This window comes from Psychromarinibacter halotolerans (genome assembly GCF_029168315.1).
GTDB lineage: Bacteria > Pseudomonadota > Alphaproteobacteria > Rhodobacterales > Rhodobacteraceae > Psychromarinibacter > Psychromarinibacter halotolerans.
In genome coordinates this window covers 212,292-232,413 of record NZ_JARGYD010000006.1, presented here as the reverse complement: position 1 = coordinate 232,413, position 20,122 = coordinate 212,292, and the positions used below count along the sequence as shown (strand labels likewise).

Sequence of the window (20,122 nt, the reverse complement as noted above, 5' to 3'; positions counted from 1 at the left end):
TCTAGGAAGATGGCCGCGTCATCGAAGGGCTTCGCGCTGTGGCGGAAGCGTCGCGGCCTGCGTCGGGGGATGGGTTCAGAACAGGTGGCAGGCGATGCGGCGGTCATCCGCTTCATCGCGCAGCACGGGGACTTTCGTCTCGCAGACGGGCTTTCGCAGCGCACAGCGCGGGTGGAATACGCAGCCCGGCGGCGGCGCCATCGCGGTCACCTCGCTTGCGTCCACCACGGGTGCGCCGCCTTCCGGCTCTGGCGTCTGCTCGGCCCCCGGAACCGCGTCCATCAGGATCTGCGAATAGGGGTGCGAACTGTCGGACCAGAAGCTGGCGCGCGCGCCCTCTTCCACAACGCGGCCAAGGTACATGATCGCGATACGGTCAGCGATGTGCTTCACGACCGCAAGGTCGTGAGAGATGAAGACATAGGACAGACCAAGCTCGGCCTGCATGTCCGCGATCATGTTCAGGATCTGCGCCTGAACCGAGACATCCAAAGCCGAAACGGGTTCGTCGAACACGATGATCCGCGCGCCGGTCGCCAATGCCCGCACGATCCCCAACCGCTGTCGTTGACCGCCCGAAAATTCGTGCGGGAACCGGTCCAGCACTTCGGGGCCGAAGCCGACCTTTTCCAGCAGGTGGTCGCGGAACGCGATCTTTTCAGCCTCGGACTTGTCCAGCAGCGCCAGCGCGTCGGCGATCGAGCGGCGAATGCGCTTTCGCGGGTTGAAGGACGAGAACGGGTCCTGAAACACCATCTGGATGCGGGTGCCGTCCGGCGCGGTTCCGGTATCGGCCGGAAAGGTGATCGCGCCGCTTGTGGGGTCGGTCAGCCCGACCAAAGCACGCGCGAGGCTGGACTTGCCGCAGCCGGACTCTCCGACGATGGCAAGGGTCTCGCCCCGTTTGAGTTCCAGCGAAACCTCGTGAACCGCATGAACAGCCTTGTGCCCGCTGCCATAGGTAACGCCAACGCGGTCGGCCTTCAGAACGATGTCAGTGGGCTGCATCGGGTTCTCCGTGATGGAAACAGGCGACGGTGTGGGACGGACCGCAGGGTTCGGTGACGGGCTCGCGTGTGCCGCACAGTTCGGTGGCGCGGTCGCAGCGCGGATTGAAATTGCAGCCCGCAGGCCGTTGTCCGATGGGCGGCACGATGCCCGGGATTTCCACCAGCCGCGCACGGTCGGCGTCCGTAACCTCGCGCGAGAAATGCGGCATCGCCGCCAGCAGCTTGCGCGAATAGGGGTGGCGCGGGTCCGCGAACAACCGGTCGCTTGCCGCCTGCTCGACGACCTTGCCCGCATACATCACCGTCACGCTGTCGGCGAATTCTCGGACGACCCCGAAATCATGCGTGATCATCAGAACGGCGACGCCAAGTTTGTCCTGTAACTCGCCCAAAAGGCTTAGAATCTGGCGCTGGATGGTCACATCAAGCGCCGTTGTCGGTTCGTCGGCGATCAGAACGGCCGGGTCGCAGGCAAGCGCGATGGCGATCATCACTCGCTGCCGCATCCCGCCCGACAGGCGATGAGGGAATTCGTCCATCCGTGCTTCGGGCGACGGGATGCGAACCAGCTTCAGCAGGTCCAATGCCCGCGCGCGGGCGGTCCTGCGGTTCGCGATCCCGTGGATGATCAGCGTTTCGGCGATCTGCTTGCCGATGGTGATCAGCGGGTTCAGCGAACTCATCGGATCCTGAAAGATCATCGCGATGTCACGACCGCGCAGCTGGCGCAGGGCCCGTTCGGGCATCGCCGTCATCTCTTTGTCGCCAAGCCAGATGCGGCCGCCCGTGATCTGCATGTTGCCGCTCAGCACGCCCATGACGGCCTGAGCGGTCACCGACTTGCCGCAGCCGCTTTCACCGACAAGGCCCATCACCTCGCCCCGCGACAGCGACAGGGACACGCCCTCGACCACGGGCACGCGCGTGCCGTCAGGCCGGTTCAGCGACACCGTCAGATCCTCGATCCGCAGTGCCGTTTCGGTATTGGTTGCCACGGTCATTGGCGGCCTCTCGGGTTGAGGCGATCGTTCAGCAGGTCGCCCAGAATGTTCACGACGACAACGATCAGGATGATCATCGAGCCGGGCACCGCCACGAGGTACCAAGCACTGCGCATCGACTCGCGCCCGGTGCCGATCATGGACCCCAGCGAGGTCGCGTTGGGATCGCCCAGACCAAGGAAGGACAGGGCCGCCTCGCTCAGGATGCCGTTGGCGACGAGGATCGACACCATGACAAGGATCGGCGGCAGCGCGTTGGGAAGGATCTCGCGCAGGATGATGTGCAGATCGCTTTTCTTCAGCAGCCGTGCCGCGTTGACGTAATCGCGTTCGCGCAGGGTCAGGAACTCGGCCCGGGTCAGGCGCGCGACCGGCGGCCACGACACGATGCCGATGGCCACGATCAGCACCCCCACGGTCGATCCGAATACGGCGACAAGCACGATCATCATCAGGAACGAGGGTGTCGTCTGCAGCGTGTCCGTCAGGCGCATCAGGACGTCATCGACCCATCCGCGATAGTAGCCCGCGATCGCGCCGACCAGCACCCCGATGGTCAGGGCCGTGCCCGCGGCCACGCTGCTGATCAGCAGCGACAAACGTGCGCCGTACAGCAGCCCGGCCGCCACGTCGCGCCCTAGACTGTCAGTGCCGAAGATGTGGTCGGTGCTGGTGAAGGGCCAGACGAACGGCGCACCCGCCATTGCCCAAGGGTCCTGCGGATAGATCCAGGGGCCCACGATCGCGAAGGCGACAAGGGCAATCCCGAGGATCCCGAAAATCGTCAGCGGCTTGATCCGCCGACGGGGTTTGGAATTTGACTGGGTCATTGCAGCGTGATCCGCGGGTCGACGACGGTATAAAGGATGTCAACGATCAGGTTGACGAGCGAAACGAGGATGGCGGAGAAGAACAGCACACCCAGCAGCAGGTTCACGTCGCGTTGCAGCAGCGCCTCCTGCGCCAGCCGTCCGATACCGGGCCAGCCGAAGACGACCTCGATCACCACGGCCCCGCCAAGCGCGGTTGCAAACTGGACGCCGAAGATCGTCAGCACCGGCAGCATCGCGTTGCGCATCACGTGGAAGATCGCGATCCGCAGGCGCGAGGCCCCTTTCGAGATCGCCACCTTCACATAGTCCATGCCAAGGATGTCCAGCGTCGAGGCGCGGACGATCCGGGCGTAGGTTGCCAGGTAAAACAGGCCCAGCGTCGTGGCCGGCATGATCAGATGGCGACCGACGTCCAGCGCGTGATCCCACGCGTTGCCGCCCGCCCCGACCGTCGCCATGCCGCTGCTTGGCAGCAGACGAAGGTTCAGGCTGAAGATCATCACCAGCATCAGGCCCAGCCAAAACAGCGGCGTGGCATAGCCGATCAGCGCAAGCACCGAGACGACCATGTCCGGCCACTTGCCCCGGTTGAAGCCCGCCAGCAGGCCCATGAGCGAGCCGACCACGGTGGCGAACAGAATACTGACGACAACCAGCAGGATCGTCGCGGGCAGCCGGTCCATGATCAGGTCGACGACCGGCATGTTGTGCCGCATGGAATAGCCGAGATCGCCGGTCAGCAGGGACGACATGTAGCGCCCCAGCTGAACGTGAAACGGCCGGTCGAGTCCCAGTTGTTCTCTCAGGTCCTCGACATACTGCGTGTCCCCTGCCCCGGCCTCCCCCGCAAGAACCGAGGCAGCGTCGCCCGGCGCGGACTGGATGATGACAAAGTTGATCACCGCCACCGCAAGGACCACCAGGATCGCTCGGGCCAATCGGCGAAGGATAAAGGGCAGGAAACTACGCATTCTTCAGGGGGTCCTTACTCGTCGACCGACACGTTCGCGAACGAGCCGAAGACGCCATAGCCGTCATCCTCGATCCCGGACACGTTGCCCTGGTGGATGGTGGCATAGCTTACGTCGATCAGCGGCAGCACCGGCAGATCTTCCATGACCTTGGACTGAACGTCGTTCCAGATCGCGATGCGCTCTTCTTGGGTCGGCGCCGTCGCCGCGTCGGCCAGCAAGCCGTCCACGGTGTCGTCGTCGTAGCCCGAAGCGTTCGAGAAGGCGACGCCGCTGCGGATGTTGTCCCCCCAGATCAGACGCTGGATGCCGATCGCCGGGTCGACACCCGCGAAGACGATGTAGGCCGACGTCTCGTAGTCATAGTCGGTGTAGACGCGGCTTAGCCACGTCGGGAAGTCCTGGTTGCGAAGCTCGACGTTGATGCCGACCTGCGCCAGCGCCTGTTTGAAGTAGCGCGCAAGCCGCTGATAGTTCTCGTCGAACGGCATCACGTCGTGGGTAAAGCTCAGCCGCCAGCCGTCTTCGTCCGGCGTCAGGCCCGCCTCGTCCAGAAGACGCGTCGCCTCTTCCAGATCATAATCGTAACCCGTAAGCGCCTCGTTGTGGAATTCCGCAACCCAGGACGGCACCGGGCTGGTCGCCGGCGTCCCCAGACCGAACCACACGTTGTCGGCGATGAACTGGCGGTTCAGCGCGTGGGCAATCGCCTGACGCACACGAACGTCCGCGAATTTCTCAAGCCGCGTGTTGAACTCGAAGAACATGATCCCGCCAAGAGCGTCATACCCGGCGGTCGAGACCTCGACGCCTTCGACCTCGGACACGGCGTTCAGTTCGCTCAGCGCGATCGGGTTCATGCCCGCAACCGCGACCTCGCCGGTCTCCAGCGCGATCGAACGGGTCGACGGGTCGGGGATGTTGCGCACGATCAGGCGCTCGACCTTCGGCGCGTCGGGCATCCAGTAGTCTTCGTTCGCCGACAGGATGATGGCGCTGCCGCGGTCCCATTCCTCGAACTTGAACGGGCCGGTGCCGATGGGCGCATTGCCGGCGGGGTTCTCACGCACGTCGGAGCCCGCGAAGATATGCGCCGGGAGGATCGGCGCTTCAGGGCCGGTCAGCGACCGCAGGGCGTACAGGGTCGGCTCTGCGAATTGCAGGATCGCGGTGTGTTCATCCGGCGTCTCGACCGCAGTCAGCGAGGCAAGGATGGAACGGCCGCGCGGGTGGAATTCCTTGATGACCTCCATAAGGGTGTACCGCACGTCTTCCGAGGTGAAGGGCTCGCCATCGTGCCAGCGCACGTCGGGGCGCAGTTCCAGCGTCAGGGTGCGGCCATCGTCGCTAAGCTCGTAGCCCAGCGCCAGTGCCGGCTGAAGCTCTAGGTCGGCGTCAAGGTTGAACAAACCGTCGAAGATCTTGGTGGCGACGATCTGTACCGAGCTTGAGGTATTCAGCTGAGCCAGCAGCGTGGTCGGCTCGGGTTGGACCAGCATCGTGAGGTTCTGCGCGGACACCGGCGCCGCCATCGGGGCAGCAAGGGCGAATGCCGAAATCGCGGAGGCGACAAGGCCACGCCGCATACGGGCGAATTTCATCGGACGTCTTACCTTTCTGTTGGGATAACGAGCCATTACGTTTTCGGCTCGCGGCCCCGCACGAGGCGGGATGCACCCCGCGCGCCGGCCAAAATTTACTTCCGTTTTTTTCGTATTTCCCAGCATTCGGGAAATACATTTATTGTCAATATATGATTTCCAGCGAGGGCCGTTGTGGCCTCAAACAGGGCGTTTCCGGTGCCTGTCCTACCGTCCATGTACAAAAAAGCGGCAAACGCGATCCCGACCGGCAGCGGGCAGGATCGCCGAGTCCCCGCGTCGCTCTCCTACTCTGCCGCGCGGCGTCGGGGCACAAGGGCCTCTGCCTCGGGCGGCAGCGGCGGCGCATCCTGCGAAAGGATCTCGCGCCACGGATCTTCAAGCAGCGTCGTCGCCGGTTTGATCAGGTTTGTGACCTCGGCCCACAGGTGGTGCATCTTTGGATCGTCATAGGCCAGCCGAAGCAGCGTCTTGTTGACCCGCATCCGCTCCATCACGTCGGGCGACCGTTCGCCACGGGTCTCGGGATAGACGAAATCCGACTCGGCGACGCTCCACGGGGCACCCAGGATCGTTGCCATGCGCTGGAAATAGTCCGGTGCGATGCCGTCCAGCGGGTTATCCAGGGCAAGCCGTTCGGCAAACACTTCGCGCAGGGCTGCCGCCTCTTGCGACGCCACGCTCATGCCCTGACCATAAGCCGGGTTGTACCGGCAGATGGCATCCCCGATCACGATCAGACGTCCCGGGAAGCGGTCCAGATCCTCGTACCGGCGGCGAGAACTGGCCTTCAGGATGAACTTGTTGATCTTGCCGTCGATCGTGCCCGCTTTCAGCGCGTCATAGATCGTGTGCGTGCGCAGGCTGTAGGCGAATTCCAGAAATTCCTCGGGCGTGCGCCCGGCCCCGTCCCCGTGGACACTGTTGAGATTGACGTGCCATTTGCCGTTCTCGATCGGGAACAGGAAGCCCGCGCGCCCATCCGCCGGGTCGGGCCGGTGAATGACAGCCTTCCAAGGGCCCGTAGCCTCGGCAGGGATATCGAACACCGCCGTCGAATAGTTCAGGTCGATCCCGATTTCGGTGTCTACAGGCCGGGGCATATCCAGCTTGTCCAGCAGCTTGGGCGTCAGATCCGCCCGAGACGCCGCGTCGACGAAGAAATCGGCCTTGTGCACCTCTTCCTCGCCGCTGCGGCGCAGGACCTTCACCGCAACGACCCGGCTGCCATCCTCAGAGGCCAGCAGTTCCATGACGTTCGCCTGCTCCAACAACTCGACGTTGGGCGTCGCAAGAACCTCGCGCCGCAGCACGCTTTCCAGCAGGGGCCGCGTCATGCACATCGAGTGAAATTCGAACGGACGCTCCGGCAGGACCGGCAAGCCCGGCACCTCGACCCGGATCTCCGACCCCACCCGGGCCCGGTTCGCACCGGCCGCGACAAGCTTGTCCTCGAAACCCGGCACCAGCGTGTTCAGCGCCCGCAATCCGCCGCCCAAAAGAACGTGAACCTGACGGCTTTGCGGGACGCCGACACGGGGTTCGGCGCCGTCCGGCATCGTGTCGCGGTCGATGATCAGGACCTTCCCGAACATGGTCGACAAAGCCTTGGCCGACGCGAGTCCCCCCACACCGGCGCCGATAACGATGACGCTTTGCTCATTGATTTTCTGCATGTTTTCTCCAGCAAGAGCGGCGGTCATGTCAGGAAAGCCCAGGCACACCGCGATAAACGAGTTGGCAAAAAGTTACGGAATTTTTGTATATTGACAATACGTATTATTCCCGCAAATCTGAACTCCAAGAAAAACGCAGACCAACACGCCCGGCAGTCAGAACCGGGTCGTCGATGCTGGGCACCGCCCGCCGCATCGTGCCGGACCCACAGGAAGGACCCGATGCCTGTCGACACCCTCGCTCCCGACCCGCTGATTTCGGTCGAAGACGCCCGTGCGCTTCATCAAGCGGGACGCGCGCAGTTCGTCGACGCGACATACTTCGCCGCGTCCGAACCGGGGAACGCACTGGACAGCTATCGTGAAAGCCACCTGCCGGGCGCCGCGTTCTTCGATATCGAGGCAGCCTCTCGCGCCGATACCGACCTGCCCCACATGCTTCCCGACGCCGCCGCGTTCGAAGCCTTCGCCCGCAGCGCCGGTCTGGCGGCCGATAAAACCTTGATCGTCTACGACAGGATCCGGCTGCGGTCGGCGCCCCGGGTCTGGTGGACGCTGGAACACTACGGCCACCGAAGCGTGAAGGTCCTTGATGGCGGGCTAGAGGCATGGGTCGCCGCCGGACACCCGGTGGAAAGCGGCCCCCCGGACCTGCCCCCCGGTGATTTCCGTGCAACTGACCAAGCCCGCATCGCCACTCTCGACCATGTGCTAAAGGCCGCTGAAACCGGCCACGCGCAAATTCTGGACGCCCGCCCTTCCAGCCGGTTCTCTGGCGCGGATGGCGACAACTGGACCCAACGCAAGGGGCACATTCGCGGCAGCAAAAGCGTGCCAGCCGGATCGCTGCTGACGCCCGAGGGCAGCCTGCGCCCGACGGAGGACCTGACGGCGCTTCTGGCGCCCGCGCTGGACGATAGACCCATCATCACGACCTGCGGTTCGGGCATCGCGGCCGCGATCATCGCCCTCGCCGCGCGGGTCGCCGGACGGACCGACGTCACCGTCTACGATGGAAGCTGGGCCGAATGGGGCCGCTCGGACCGCACCGAACACCTGACCGACGCCGACACACCCAGCGGCCACCAGAACCCGGAGGCCGCGAAGACATGACCGGCAAGACAGACACCCCCGCCGACCAAACCGTTGCGCGCAAAACCTCTCTGCTGTCCGCTGGCCGCGACCCTGCCAAGCAAAGCGGCGCGGTCAATCCGCCGGTCTACCGCGCGTCCACCATCGTCTTCCGCGACGCCGACCACTGGATGGAACAGCAGGCGCAGAAGAAAGCCGGAGTGCGCGGCGTCTACTATGGGCGTCACGGGACTCCGACAAGCCACGCATTCGAAGATGCAATGTGTGAACTTGAAGGCGGAAGTCGTTGTTTTCTTTTCCCATCCGGGCTTTCCGCCGTCTACCACGCGCTGGCCGCTTTTGCCGAGCCGGGCAAGACATTCCTGTTGGCGAAGAACTGCTATTACCCGTCGAAGCGCGCAGCGACCGAGCTTGCGGCGCAGTCGGGAATGACGGTGACGTTCTTCGACCCGATGGACCCCGAGGACACCTTTCCCCGCATTGACGCTTCGGTTGCGCTGGTGCTTATCGAGTCGCCCGGCTCGAACTCGTTCGAGGTCTGCGACGTCGATGCCATCACGAAGGCGGCCCGCGCCGCCGGGTGTCGTGTCGCGCTGGACAACACATGGGCCACGCCGCTGCTGTTCCGCCCTCTGGAACACGGCGTCGACCTGTCGATCCAAGCCCTGACGAAGTACGTCAGCGGCCATAGCGACCTGCTGGGCGGCTCGGTTACCGTCAACGCCGAGGTTGCCGACATGTTCGAGGCGCATCACGTCACCTGCGGCGCCTGCCTGTCCGGGGACGAAAGCTATTCGGCCCTGAAAGGGCTGCGCACCCTTGCGGTGCGACTGCGCGAGCACGGGGCAAGCGCACTGGCCCTTGCCGAATGGCTGCAAACCCGGCCCGAACCCATGACGGTCCGGCATCCGGCCCTGCCGGACGCGCCCGGGCACGACTATTGGCGCGCCAACTTCGACGGCGCATCGGGGCTGTTCTCCGTCGATTTCGAAGGCTGGGGGTGGGAGCAATCCAGATGCTTCATCAACGCCCTGCGCCTGTTCGGCCTTGGTGCGTCGTGGGGCGGATACGAAAGCCTTGTGCTGCCCTGCGGCGACGTCCACGGCAACCCGATGCCCGGTGGCGGCGTTTTCGCCCGAATGCGGTTCAACATCGGGCTGGAGGACACCGACGACCTGCGCGGTGATATTGAGCAAGCGTTGAACTTAGTTGCAAAAACCTTCGCATCGACGGGTCTCGACACCGGCGCATCGCACGGACAGGTTGATCAGCCCGAAGGGCGCTGACACACCGTCAGGATGGTACGCAGGGATTTTCGAACGGGGAGGAGGTTTTTCATATGACGCAGGATCAGGACACCAAGACCGGGGACACCGCCAAGCGCGGTCGCACCGTGGCACGCGGCGAGAGCGAATCCAGCCTTGTCCGCATGCTTTCGGTGGTCGAGTTGTTCTCGCCCGAGCATCCGACGTGGACCGCCGAACAGATCGCCAACGAGATGGGGCTGACCCAGTCGACGGCGTATCGCTATATCGCGGCGCTGACGTCGTTCGGGTATCTCGCACCGCTGTCGGGCGCGGAATACGGGCTTGGGCCGAAGATCATCGAACTGGATCTGATGATCCGCCACACCGACCCGCTGATCTCTCGGGCGCGCGAGAAGGCCGAAGAGCTTGTCGCGATGGTTCCTGCGGCGGTCGCCTCGCTGATCAACCTGCACGGCGACACGGCAATCTCGGTGCTGCAGGTCAAGAAACCGCAGGATCTGGAGATCAGCTTCGAACGTGGCCGTTCGATGAAGCTGTATGCCGGTTCGGCGGCGAAGGTGATCCTTGCGCATCTGCCGCGCTCGCGTCTGCTGAAGCTGTACGGCAACCACCATGCGGACATCCGCAACTATGGGCTTGGCGAGACGTGGAAAGAGTTTTCGCGCGCCCTTCTCATGATCCGCAAATCCCCCACGCTCACCACCATCGGCGAGGCGAACCCGAACAGCTGGGGCATCGCGGCCCCGGTGTTCAACGCAGACGGCGACATCAAGGGCAGTCTCGTGGTGATCATGCCGCGCGACACCTACGAGACGACCGATCGCGACCGCTTGGCCGACCGGCTGGCCGCGGCCGCGCGCGAGCTTGCGGCACCGCCGCAAAAGGGCGGCTGATCCAGCCCGCCGACAGGCTTCACACCAAGGAGACCACAATGAAGGCCATTCGTTTCAACCATCTTGCCGTCAGCACGACGGACATCGAAGCGAGCGTGAAATTCTACATGGAGGTGTTCGGCCTCGAGAAGCTTCCGACCTACAACTTCGGCATTCCGTGCCAGTACCTGCGCATGGGCGAGAAGCAGCAGCTGCACATCTTCCAGGTCCCGAACGAGAACGTCCCCGTGCGCCAGCACTTCGCCGTCGATGTCGATGACTTCACCGCCGTCTACAAGAAGGCGAAAGAAGCCGGGTATCTCGACTTTGAGGCCTTCGACAACTGCATGTACGAACTGCCCGACGGCGGCGTCCAGATGTACCTGCGCGATCCCGGCGGCAACCTTGTCGAGGTCGACTGCCCCGACGTGACCAAGCTGGACCTTGCCGAGATTCCCGACATGAAGCGGTTGGCGGACAAGAACCCGCAGACCGGGGAAAACCTTCAGGCGACGCTGTACTGACGCCTCTGGCAGGCGCGCCCGCGCGCCTGCCCGTCCACCTGCCCCCTACGCACGGAGCCCCGCGTGACCGACGTGAAACGCATCCCCCACGCCAGCCACTGGGGCGCCTATTATCTGATTGTCGAAGATGGCCGCATCGTCGGCGCCGAACCCTTCGAGAAGGACCCGTCACCGTCGCCGCTGATCCATTCGGTCGCGGAATGGGCCAACCCGCGCCGCCGCATCCCCGCGCCCATGATCCGGCGCGGCTGGCTGGCAGACCGCGAGCGCAGCGATGGAAGCCGCCGGGGCAGCGACACTTTCGTCCAAGTGCCGTGGGACGAGGCGCTAGACCTCGTGTCTGGCGAGATCCGCCGCGTGATCGACACCCACGGCAACAGTTCGATCTTTGCCGGTTCTTATGGCTGGACCAGTTCGGGGCGTTTCCACCACGCGGCGACCCTGATGAAACGGATGCTGAACCTTGTCGGCGGCTATACCGATCACGTCGACACCTACAGCATGGCCGCCGGCCCGGTGATCCTGCGCCACACGCTGGGCAGCGACGAAGCCTGCTATGCCCGGTCCAGCACGATGGATACCGTGGTCGCGCACACCGAAACCCTTGTGGTGTTCGGCAGCCTGTCCCCGAGGACAGCACAGACCGAAGCCGGGGGCCTGTCCGAGCACATGCTTGAAGGCACGCTGCGCGCGCTTGTCGCCAAGGGCACGAAGATCGTTCTGGTGTCGCCCCAGCGCAGCGATCTTCCCGATTGGGTGCCCTGTGACTGGTGGCCGATCCGGCCGAACACCGACACCGCGCTGATGCTGGCTTTGGCCCATGAGATCGTCGCCGCCGGGGACGAGGATCGAGCCTTCCTGAAGTCGCATTGCAGCGGCGCTGACAGGTTTCTGGCCTACCTTGCCGGCGACCCGGACGGCACGCCAAGATCCGCCGAATGGGCGTCCGGCATTACCGGGCTTGATGCGGAAAAGATCAGGTCTCTTGCCACCCGGCTGCCCAAGACGCGCAGCATGGTCACCGTCAGCTGGAGCCTGCAGCGCGCCCAGCACGGTGAACAGCCGTTCTGGGCCGCTTTGGGCCTTGCCGCCGTCACCGGCCAGATCGGGCTGCCCGGCGGCGGCGTCGCCTATGGCTACGGGTCCAGTGGCGGCTCTGGCGCGCCCATCGGTTTGGGCCGCTCGCCCGGCATGTCGAAGGGCAAAAACCCGACCGGCAGCTTCATTCCGGTCGCGCGGATCGCGGACATGCTGCTGAACCCCGGCGCGGCGTATACCTACGAAGGCAAGACCCGGCACTATCCCGATGCCCGGCTGGTCTATTGGGCGGGGGGCAACCCGTTCCACCACCATCAGGATCTGAACCGCCTCCAGTCCGCATGGGCCCGGCCCGAAACGATCATCGTCCAAGATCCGGTCTGGACCGCCACCGCCCAGCGGGCCGACATCGTTCTTCCGGTCGCCACCTCGGTCGAGCGCAACGACATCGCCGCAAACCAGCGCACCAACCGCTACGCCGCCATGAAGCGGGCCATCGCGCCGGTCGGACAGGCGCGGTCCGACTTCGACATCTACGCAGGCCTTGCAGAACGTCTTGGCGTTGCCGAGGCGTTTACCGAGAACCGCGACGAAATGGGCTGGCTGCGCGCGTTGTACGAAAAAAGCCGGTCCGCCGCCCACGAACAAGAGGGCTTCGAGATGGTCGATTTCGACACCTTCTGGGCCAACGGCCATGCGCTGGTGCCGACGAAACGCAACTATACCTACCTTGCCGACTATCGCGCCGCGCCCGACCTGCATCCTTTGAACACCGAAAGCGGTCGCATCGTTCTGGGAAGCGAGCAGCTGGCCGGGCTGGGTCACGCAGACTGCGGGCCGCATCCGCAGTGGTTCCCGCCCTCGGAATGGCTAGGCGCGCCAGAGGCCGGCGAGCGGCTGCACCTGCTGTCGAACCAGCCCGAGGGGCGGCTGCACAGCCAGCTGCCGGACGGCCCGGCCAGCCGCCAGCACAAACGCGAAGGGCGCGAGGTCCTGCGGCTGCACCCAGACGACGCGGCGCGGCGCGGTATCGCCGAGGGCACGCGCGTCCGCCTCAGCACGGCGCGCGGCGCCTGTCTGGCGGTGGCGCGGCTGGATGCGCGTGTGTCGCGCGGGGTTGCGGTCTTGCCGACCGGGGCGTGGTTCTCGCCCGACGCTAAAGACGGCACCGAGGTCGCCGGCAACCCGAACGTGCTGACGGCGGATCTGCCCTCTTCCGCATTCGGCCAAGGATGCGCGGCGAACACCTGTCTGGTGCAGGTCGAACCCACGGACGAGGATGCCGCAGGCGCGGACGAGGCATTTGCCCAGTTCCTCAGCAGAAGCACATAGCTTTTACTGCTTTCCGCTTATTTGAGAATTTTGGTTATTGTCATTATAACGCATTTCGGCAATTTCCTTGAGGGTGCCCGTTGCTATGCGTGGCGCGTTACCAGCCCGCCCCCAACACGACATTTAACACGGAAGCGACCGCCTGATGCCCCAGATCACCGTCACCGCACACGACAACAGCACCCGCACCATCGACGCGGCCCCGGGCCTGAGCCTGATGGAGACTTTGCGACAGCACGGGTTCGACGACATTCAGGCGATCTGCGGCGGTTGCGCCTCTTGCGCCACCTGCCATGTCTACATCGAGACGCCCGGCGTGGCGGACGCCCTGCCCGAGATGGACGACATGGAGGACGCGATGCTCGACATCTCCTTCGTCCGAAAGGACACCTCGCGCCTGTCCTGTCAGATCATGGTGGAAGACGGCATGCCCGATCTCGACGTGGTGATCGCGCCGCCTTTGTGACGCTTGGGAAAGTGCCGCGCATCCGTCTTACGGGGCCGACACCTGCTCGAACGCTGCGGTCCATCTTGCAAGGAACTGCCGCTCGGTGGTGGCGTCCAGCGCGACCAGAAGCGGCAGGGCCAGCGGAACGGACCGGCGCGCGCTTTGGATCACACCGTCTTCCGCCGGGTCGTTCGAATAGATTAGACCCACCGAAACAAGGATCGCTTGCCCCTGCTCCGACAGGATGAAGTCCAGAAACTCCTCGGCGGCGGTCGGGTTCGCGGCGTCTTCCGGAATCATGTAGCCGCGTGACAGGAAAAGCGTGTAATCCTGCGGCAGGATCGTCCCCACGTTCGGCGGCGAGGCGTTTTCGACATAAGACCCCAGCACGTTGTAGGCGATCAGGTAGTCGCCCTTCGATACCCCCTCGATGATCTCGGCCGAGCAGCAGGTGGCAATCGCGTCGGTCCGCGCGAGACCTTCCAGCAGCGAGCCGAAGGTCGTCGCCTCCAGACTGTCGACATAGGCGAACAGATACCCAAGCCCGGACGCCTCGATGTCGTAGGTCGCGATCCGACCATACAGCAGGTCCGGCCGCTGGCGCATGAGGTCGAGCAATTCGAAGCGGGACAGCGGCACGTCCTCGCCCGAGATGCTGTCGGTGTTATAGATCATGACGGCGGGCTCTTGCGTGACGCCCCAGATCTCGTCCCGCCAGCGGCGGTTGGCCGGAAGGGCCCGCGTCAGATCGGAGACATAGGGCCGCGCGCAGCCGCGGTTGACCAGCGACACCATCAGGTGAACCGCCGACGACAGAACGACGTCGGCAGACGGCACATCGCCGTCGCAGGCACCCGACTCGTTCACGTGCAGCGCGCTTGACCCCCACTGCTCGTAGGTGATCGCAAGGTCCGGTCTGCGTTCCGCGAAGGCCTCCAGCGCCGGGCGGAGAATGGCGATATCCGTCGTCGAACGTATGGTGAAGGGCGCCTCGCCATTGCCGAAACGCGCGACCGCCTCCTGTGCGGAGGCCGGGGACGTCAGAAGCACCAAAGACAGCAGGATACGGGCAATCACGTTTCAGCCTCCGGGGCGGCGGGAAGATCAAGGGCGATGCGGAAGCGATCGCCTTCGTTCGAGACGACGATGCGACCGGCGAAGGCATCCGCCACGGCGGCGACGATGGACAGGCCAAGGCCCACGCTATCCTCGCGCGAGCCCGTGGAGCGTTTGAACCGCTCGCTGAACCGGCTGAGCACGTCGTCGGACAGCCCGTCCCCGGCGTCCTCGATCCACAACCGCGCCCGCCCGCCATCCTCGGACACGCCGATCCGCACCGGCGGCGCGCCGTGCTTCAAAGCGTTCGTCAGAAGGTTCTTCCCGGCCTGCACCAGCGAAAACTCATCGCCAGCGACCGTCACCGGGGCATCGCCAATGACCAGTTCGACCTCGACGTCGGGCACCAACACCTCGTGGTCGCGCGTCTCGACGATCTCAAGCGCGATCTGGCGCAGGTCGATCAGCTCGCGCGAGACCGAGTCGGTTCGGTGAATGACAAGCGCGCGCGACAGCATCTGGTCCAGCAAGGTGCCCAGCGACCGCGTGCGCCGCGCCAGACGTTCCAGCAGGCGCTTTCGCTCGGTCGCGTCGGGCTCTTCGATAGCGGTCTCTGCCTGTACGCGGATCGCGGCGACCGGCGTGCGCAACTGGTGGGCGGTGTCCGAGATCAGGGACTGCATCGCGCCGAACTGGCGGTCGAGCCGCCCCATGAAACCGTTCATCGCGGTCAGGATCGCGCCGATCTCGCGCGGGACGTCGGCTGTTGGAACCGGCGTCAGATCATAGGGGTCGCGCCGCGACAGCCCCTCGGCGATCCGGCCCAGAGGCCGCACCGCGCCTCGCACGACGATCACCGACAGGATGATTAGCGCCGCCCCCGCGATCAGCATGGGCACCAACGCGTCCAGCATCAGTTCGACCGCCAGCGCGCGCCGCGCGATCATGGTCTGCCCGACCGTCACCCGCACGATGCCAGAGAAGTCGCGCTCGGCGAACCGCCGCACGACGTCCACATAGCGCGCGTCCTCGCCCTGCATGGCGCCGTCGAAGAAGATCGGCCCGTCGCTGCGCGCCCGCTCTGTCAATGGCGTGTCCGGCAGCCCGGTGATGATCGCGCCATCCGGCCCGCGCACGGCATAGCTGACCCGGTCGTCGGGTGCCTGCGCCAACAACTCGAAGGCCGAGGTCGGAAGCGCGACCATAGGCGTCCCGTCCGTGAACCTGATCGATTCCGCGATGTCGTTGGCCGCGCCCAGAAGCAGGCGGTCGTAGGCTTCCCGCGCGGCGGACAGCCCGTTGAACCACGTCGACAGGGCGACGATCACACCGCCGAACGCAAGGATCAGGATGGCGCCGGTCAGCAGCCTGCTCAGCAGACTTCGGGCAGTCCTGTCAGCCATCGTCCGTGATCCGGTAGCCGACGCCGCGCTGCGTCTCGATGCGAACGCTGCTTCCGGCAAGCCGCTTGCGCAGGCGGGCGATGTACAGCTCGATGGCGTTCAGGCCCACGTCCGCGTCGTTGAAGGCAAAAAGGCCGTCGTACAGCCGTTCCTTCGACAGGTATTGATCGGGGAAACGCATCAGGATTTCCAAAAGCGCCGCCTCGCGCGGGGTCAGGGTCAATCGGGTGTCGGACAGCGTCGCACTTTTCTGGGACGGCGCGTACGCCAGCGGCCCCAGACGGATCGTGTCGCTTTTCTGGGTCGCTTCGCGCCGTACCAGCGCGCGCAGCCGGGCTTCGAGTTCGCGCTGATCGAAAGGTTTCACAAGGTAGTCGTCGGCGCCAAGGTCCAGCGCGTCCACCCGGCTGTCCACCGACACCAAAGCCGTCAGCATCAGCACCGGCGTCCGGTCGCCGCCCGCGCGCAGGGTCCGCAGCAGTTCCGTGCCGCTGCCGTCGGGAAGGTTGATGTCCAGCACAAGCGCGTCATAGCGCTGAACGGCCAGATGGTCTTCGGCGTCGGTGATCGACAGCGCAAGGTCGCACGCGATTCCGACCTTGGCCAACCGCGCAGAGACGGTTTCAGCCAGATCGGTCGCATCTTCGACCATCAGCACACGCATCGTCGGTGATCCTTTCGAGCCATGCAGTCATGGCATGACAGGTTTGTGACAGCTTCAGCCGTTACCCCCTCATAACCCGACGGGGGCGGAACTGGAAAGCCGCGGCCCGGACGGAGAGGAGACAGGCGCGCCGTGTGGGAGTTCGGCCGCCGCCATTGGAGGATACCCATGAAGATCAAACTCACCCTTGCCGCCCTTGCCCTGGGCGCATCCGCGCTGGGCGTCTCGGCACAGGATTTCACCCCGGAAAACCCCGAATGCATCGCGCCCGCCAACCCGGGCGGCGGCTGGGACTTCACCTGCCGTCAGGTCGGCAAGATGCTGCAGGACCTCGACCTGATCGACGAGACCATGCAGGTCGTCAACCTTGCCGGCGGCGGCGGCGGCGTTGCCTTCGCCGAGGTGGTGAACAAGCGCGGCGACGACAACGATCTGATCGTCGCGGCCTCGTCGGCCACCGCGACCCGTCTGGCGCAGGGCGCCTATCCGGGCAACACGATGGATCAGGTCCGCTGGCTTGCCTCGATCGGGGCCGACTATGGCGTGATCGCCGTGGCCGCCGACAGCGAGATCGAGACCCTGCCGCAGCTGCTTGACATGCTGAAGTCCGATCCGACCTCGATCTCGATCGCTGGCGGTTCGGCCGTGGGCGGCTGGGACCACCTGAAGGTGCTGATCGCGGCCAATGCCTACGGCATCGATGACGTCCGCACCGTCAAGTACATCGCCTTCGACGGCGGCGGCGAGGCCGTGACCCAGCTGCTGGCTGGCTCGGTTCAGGCCTTCACCGGCGACATTTCGGAAGCCAAGGGCTTCGTCGACTCGGGCGATATCAGGGTGATCGCTGTGCTGGCCCCGGAACGTCTGGACGGCGAGTTCGCCGACTTCCCGACCGCTCGGGAACAGGGCATCGACGCCATCGGCGCGAACTGGCGCGGCTTCTACGCCCCCGGCGACATGTCGGACGCGGCCTACGATGTGTGGGTCTCGAAGATTGCCGATCTGTACGCCTCGGACGAGTGGAAAGACGTCATGGCCGCCAACGGTCTGGCCCCTCTCGACCTTCAGGGCGACGCGTTCGAGCAGTTCGTGTCTGACAGCGTCCAACAGATCCAGAACATCTCGAAAGAGATCGGGATCATCAAATAACGAACCACCACTCACGTCACTACGGGCGGCGGCTGTGCTGCCGCCCTTTTTTGCTGGCCCGTCCACAAAGGAGACTGCCATGAGCGATCGCATCTTCGGTGCCGTCGGACTTCTGCTCGCGATCGGCTTTGCCCTTGCCGCGCTGAACATCGAGGAAAGCTTTCTTTCCGACGCCGTCGGCCCCAGCGGCTTCCCCCTTATCATCGCGGCCGTGCTGGGCCTTTCCAGCATCTTCATCGCGGTCAAGCCCGACGCCGCCCCGCACTGGCCCAGCCTTGGCCGGCTGGTCGAGCTGCTTGCAGCCGTCGTCATGATGATCCTCTACGCCGAGCTTCTGCCCGTCGTCGGTTTCGTCATCGCCACCGCTTTTGCCGCTGGCTACCTCAGCTGGCGCCTTGGGTCCGGGCTTGTGTCGGTGCTGCTTACGGGCATCGGAACGTCCCTGGGCATCTACGTGATCTTCCATCTCATCTTCGGCCTCTCGCTGGCGCGCGGGCCACTCGGTTTCTGAGGAAAGCTAATGGAAACTTTTGCAAACCTCGCCGATGGCTTTGCCATCGCGCTGACGTGGAACAACCTGTGGCTTGCCCTTCTCGGTTGTTTCCTCGGCACCATCATGGGCGCGCTGCCGGGCCTTGGGCCTTCGAACGGCGTTGCCATCCTGATTCCGCTGGCCTTCACGATGGGTCTGGGCGCGACGCCCTCTCTGATCCTGCTGACGTCGGTCTACTATGGCGCGATGTACGGGGGGCGGATCTCGTCGATCCTGCTGAACATCCCCGGTGACGAACCGGCCATGATGACCTGTCTCGACGGGTATCCAATGGCGCGAAAAGGCATGGCGGGCGCCGCCCTGTCGCTTTCAGGCATTGCCTCTTTCGTCGGTGCCTTCTTCGCGACTTGGGGCCTGATCCTGCTGGCGCCGCAGCTGGTCAAGATCGCCCTGCTGTTCGGGCCCGCCGAGTACTTCGCGCTGTTTGCGCTCGCCTTCATGACGCTGGGCGGCGTGTCCTCGACCAATCAGGCCAAATCGGCCTTTGCAGCCGCGCTTGGCCTTGCACTGGCCATGATCGGCGTCGACACCCAGACGGGCGTCCCGCGCTTCACCTTCGGCGAGGTTCATCTGTACGACGGCCTTGATTTCCTTGTCGCCATCGTCGGCCTCTTCGCCCTGTCCGAGGTCTTCATCTTCCTCGAAGAACGTCACGGGTCGGCAAGCGCGGAAGGCAAGAAGCTGTCCATCGGTCGGCTGTATCCTCCGATGTCGATGATCAAGCAGACGACGCCGACGATGCTGCGCACCTCTGTGCTTGGCTTCATCGCGGGCGTGCTGCCGGGCGCCGGGGCGTCGCTGGGGTCCTTCATCAGCTATTCGTTCGAGAAACGGCTGGTCGACAAGGGCAACACGTTCGGGAAAGGCGATCCGCGCGGCGTGGCAGCGCCCGAGGCCGGCAACAACGCCGCGGCCGGCGGCGCGCTGGTGCCGATGCTGGCGCTTGGCGTGCCGGGATCGGGGACGACGGCGGTGCTTCTTGCGGTGCTTTTGTCGCTCAACATCACGCCGGGTCCGCTGCTGTTCACCCAGAACCCCGACGTGGTCTGGGGCCTGATCGCGGCGCTGTTCATCGCGAACTTTATGCTGCTCGCCCTGAACATCCCGATGGTGGGCCTGTTCACCCGCGTCCTTCTGGTGCCGCCGCGCGTTCTTATGCCGATCGTCGCGATGGTCAGCTTCGTCGGCATCTATGGCATCTCGGGGTCAAGCTTCGATCTGCTGGTGATGATCGGCTTCGGCGTCATGGGCTGGGTGCTGCGGAAACTCGACGTGCCGCTGGTGCCGATCATCCTTGGCACCCTGCTGGGCAACTCGATGGAGAACAACCTGCGCCGCGCGATCACCATCGACAACGGCAACTGGTGGACCCTGATCGACAGCCCGCTGACGATCATTCTCTGGAGCATCGCGATCATCGGGTTCATCACCCCGCTGATCGTCGGCCGCCGCTTGAAGGCCAAGATGCGCCGCGACGAAGAAGGCTCGATCAGCGACTGATCCACGGAAACGAGCGGCGCAAACCGCCGCTCGGTTCCACATTTGGGGCCCGCCGGTCGCACGACCGCGGGCCTTTCTTGTGGCCCCCTGCCCGCCGCACATGACCGGGCTGCAGGGCGCCAGCCGCCGCG

Annotated in this window: 18 protein-coding genes; 9 read left to right on the top strand and 9 right to left on the bottom strand. The window is 64.8% G+C overall.

What is annotated here, in order from left to right; all coding sequences use genetic code 11:
• Nucleotides 1-75: 75 nt before the first annotated feature.
• The 6 genes from P1K30_RS16330 to P1K30_RS16305 all read right to left on the bottom strand — a co-directional run bounded on the left by P1K30_RS16330 (nt 76) and on the right by P1K30_RS16305 (nt 7,092).
• Complete coding sequence (locus P1K30_RS16330; protein WP_275633829.1) at nt 76-1,008, bottom strand: oligopeptide/dipeptide ABC transporter ATP-binding protein; 933 nt, start codon at nt 1,006-1,008, stop codon at nt 76-78.
• Nucleotides 995-2,011: an ABC transporter ATP-binding protein gene (locus tag P1K30_RS16325; RefSeq protein ID WP_275633828.1), complete on the bottom strand. Its 1,017-nt coding sequence runs from the start codon at nt 2,009-2,011 to the stop codon at nt 995-997. Before P1K30_RS16325 ends, P1K30_RS16330 begins: the two co-directional genes overlap by 14 nt.
• Nucleotides 2,008-2,841, bottom strand: coding sequence for an ABC transporter permease (locus P1K30_RS16320; protein WP_275633827.1), 834 nt, complete (start codon nt 2,839-2,841; stop codon nt 2,008-2,010). Before P1K30_RS16320 ends, P1K30_RS16325 begins: the two co-directional genes overlap by 4 nt.
• On the bottom strand, nt 2,838-3,815 hold the full coding sequence (locus P1K30_RS16315; RefSeq protein ID WP_275633826.1) for an ABC transporter permease: 978 nt from the start codon (nt 3,813-3,815) through the stop codon (nt 2,838-2,840). The genes P1K30_RS16320 and P1K30_RS16315 overlap by 4 nt, the downstream gene beginning before the upstream one ends.
• Before the next feature lie 14 nt (nt 3,816-3,829).
• Entirely contained in the window at nt 3,830-5,416 is a 1,587-nt protein-coding gene (locus P1K30_RS16310) for an ABC transporter substrate-binding protein (protein ID WP_275633825.1), read from the bottom strand.
• 287 nt (nt 5,417-5,703) lie between these two features.
• Nucleotides 5,704-7,092, bottom strand: a complete 1,389-nt coding sequence (locus tag P1K30_RS16305; RefSeq protein ID WP_275633824.1) for an NAD(P)/FAD-dependent oxidoreductase — start codon at nt 7,090-7,092, stop codon at nt 5,704-5,706.
• A gap of 222 nt (nt 7,093-7,314) precedes the next feature.
• On the opposite strand from P1K30_RS16305, the gene P1K30_RS16300 reads away from it, so the two are divergent.
• From P1K30_RS16300 to P1K30_RS16275, 6 genes are all read left to right on the top strand, one after another.
• Nucleotides 7,315-8,205: a sulfurtransferase gene (locus tag P1K30_RS16300; protein WP_275633823.1), complete on the top strand. Its 891-nt coding sequence runs from the start codon at nt 7,315-7,317 to the stop codon at nt 8,203-8,205.
• The gene (gene metC, locus P1K30_RS16295; RefSeq protein WP_275633822.1) at nt 8,202-9,470 is read left to right on the top strand and encodes a cystathionine beta-lyase; all 1,269 of its coding nucleotides are present in this window, start codon (nt 8,202-8,204) and stop codon (nt 9,468-9,470) included. Before P1K30_RS16300 ends, metC begins: the two co-directional genes overlap by 4 nt.
• A 53-nt stretch (nt 9,471-9,523) precedes the next feature.
• The gene (locus P1K30_RS16290; RefSeq protein ID WP_275633821.1) at nt 9,524-10,345 is read left to right on the top strand and encodes an IclR family transcriptional regulator; all 822 of its coding nucleotides are present in this window, start codon (nt 9,524-9,526) and stop codon (nt 10,343-10,345) included.
• Nucleotides 10,346-10,383: 38 nt separating this feature from the next.
• Nucleotides 10,384-10,848, top strand: coding sequence for a VOC family protein (locus tag P1K30_RS16285; protein WP_275633820.1), 465 nt, complete (start codon nt 10,384-10,386; stop codon nt 10,846-10,848).
• Between the two features lie 63 nt (nt 10,849-10,911).
• Nucleotides 10,912-13,218 (top strand): molybdopterin-dependent oxidoreductase, encoded by a 2,307-nt coding sequence (locus tag P1K30_RS16280; RefSeq protein ID WP_275633819.1) that lies wholly within the window; start codon nt 10,912-10,914, stop codon nt 13,216-13,218.
• Between the two features lie 145 nt (nt 13,219-13,363).
• Nucleotides 13,364-13,684 (top strand): 2Fe-2S iron-sulfur cluster-binding protein, encoded by a 321-nt coding sequence (locus P1K30_RS16275; RefSeq protein WP_275633818.1) that lies wholly within the window; start codon nt 13,364-13,366, stop codon nt 13,682-13,684.
• A gap of 27 nt (nt 13,685-13,711) precedes the next feature.
• On the opposite strand, the gene P1K30_RS16270 is transcribed toward P1K30_RS16275, so the two are convergent.
• Genes P1K30_RS16270 through P1K30_RS16260 form a run of 3 tightly spaced genes read right to left on the bottom strand, consistent with a single transcriptional unit; the run spans nt 13,712 to nt 16,789 of the window.
• Nucleotides 13,712-14,743, bottom strand: a complete 1,032-nt coding sequence (locus P1K30_RS16270) for an ABC transporter substrate-binding protein (RefSeq protein WP_275633817.1) — start codon at nt 14,741-14,743, stop codon at nt 13,712-13,714.
• Nucleotides 14,740-16,125, bottom strand: a complete 1,386-nt coding sequence (locus tag P1K30_RS16265) for a sensor histidine kinase (protein WP_275633816.1) — start codon at nt 16,123-16,125, stop codon at nt 14,740-14,742. Before P1K30_RS16265 ends, P1K30_RS16270 begins: the two co-directional genes overlap by 4 nt.
• The gene (locus P1K30_RS16260) at nt 16,118-16,789 is read right to left on the bottom strand and encodes a response regulator transcription factor (RefSeq protein ID WP_275633815.1); all 672 of its coding nucleotides are present in this window, start codon (nt 16,787-16,789) and stop codon (nt 16,118-16,120) included. The genes P1K30_RS16265 and P1K30_RS16260 overlap by 8 nt, the downstream gene beginning before the upstream one ends.
• A gap of 168 nt (nt 16,790-16,957) precedes the next feature.
• Between P1K30_RS16260 and P1K30_RS16255 the strand changes: the two genes are divergently transcribed.
• The 3 genes from P1K30_RS16255 to P1K30_RS16245 all read left to right on the top strand — a co-directional run bounded on the left by P1K30_RS16255 (nt 16,958) and on the right by P1K30_RS16245 (nt 19,991).
• Nucleotides 16,958-17,938 carry a Bug family tripartite tricarboxylate transporter substrate binding protein gene (locus P1K30_RS16255; protein WP_275633814.1) on the top strand — a complete coding sequence of 327 codons (981 nt, stop codon included), beginning with the start codon at nt 16,958-16,960 and terminating at the stop codon, nt 17,936-17,938.
• 79 nt (nt 17,939-18,017) lie between these two features.
• Nucleotides 18,018-18,449, top strand: a complete 432-nt coding sequence (locus P1K30_RS16250; RefSeq protein ID WP_275633813.1) for a tripartite tricarboxylate transporter TctB family protein — start codon at nt 18,018-18,020, stop codon at nt 18,447-18,449.
• 9 nt (nt 18,450-18,458) lie between these two features.
• Entirely contained in the window at nt 18,459-19,991 is a 1,533-nt protein-coding gene (locus P1K30_RS16245; RefSeq protein ID WP_275633812.1) for a tripartite tricarboxylate transporter permease, read from the top strand.
• Nucleotides 19,992-20,122 lie beyond the last annotated feature (131 nt).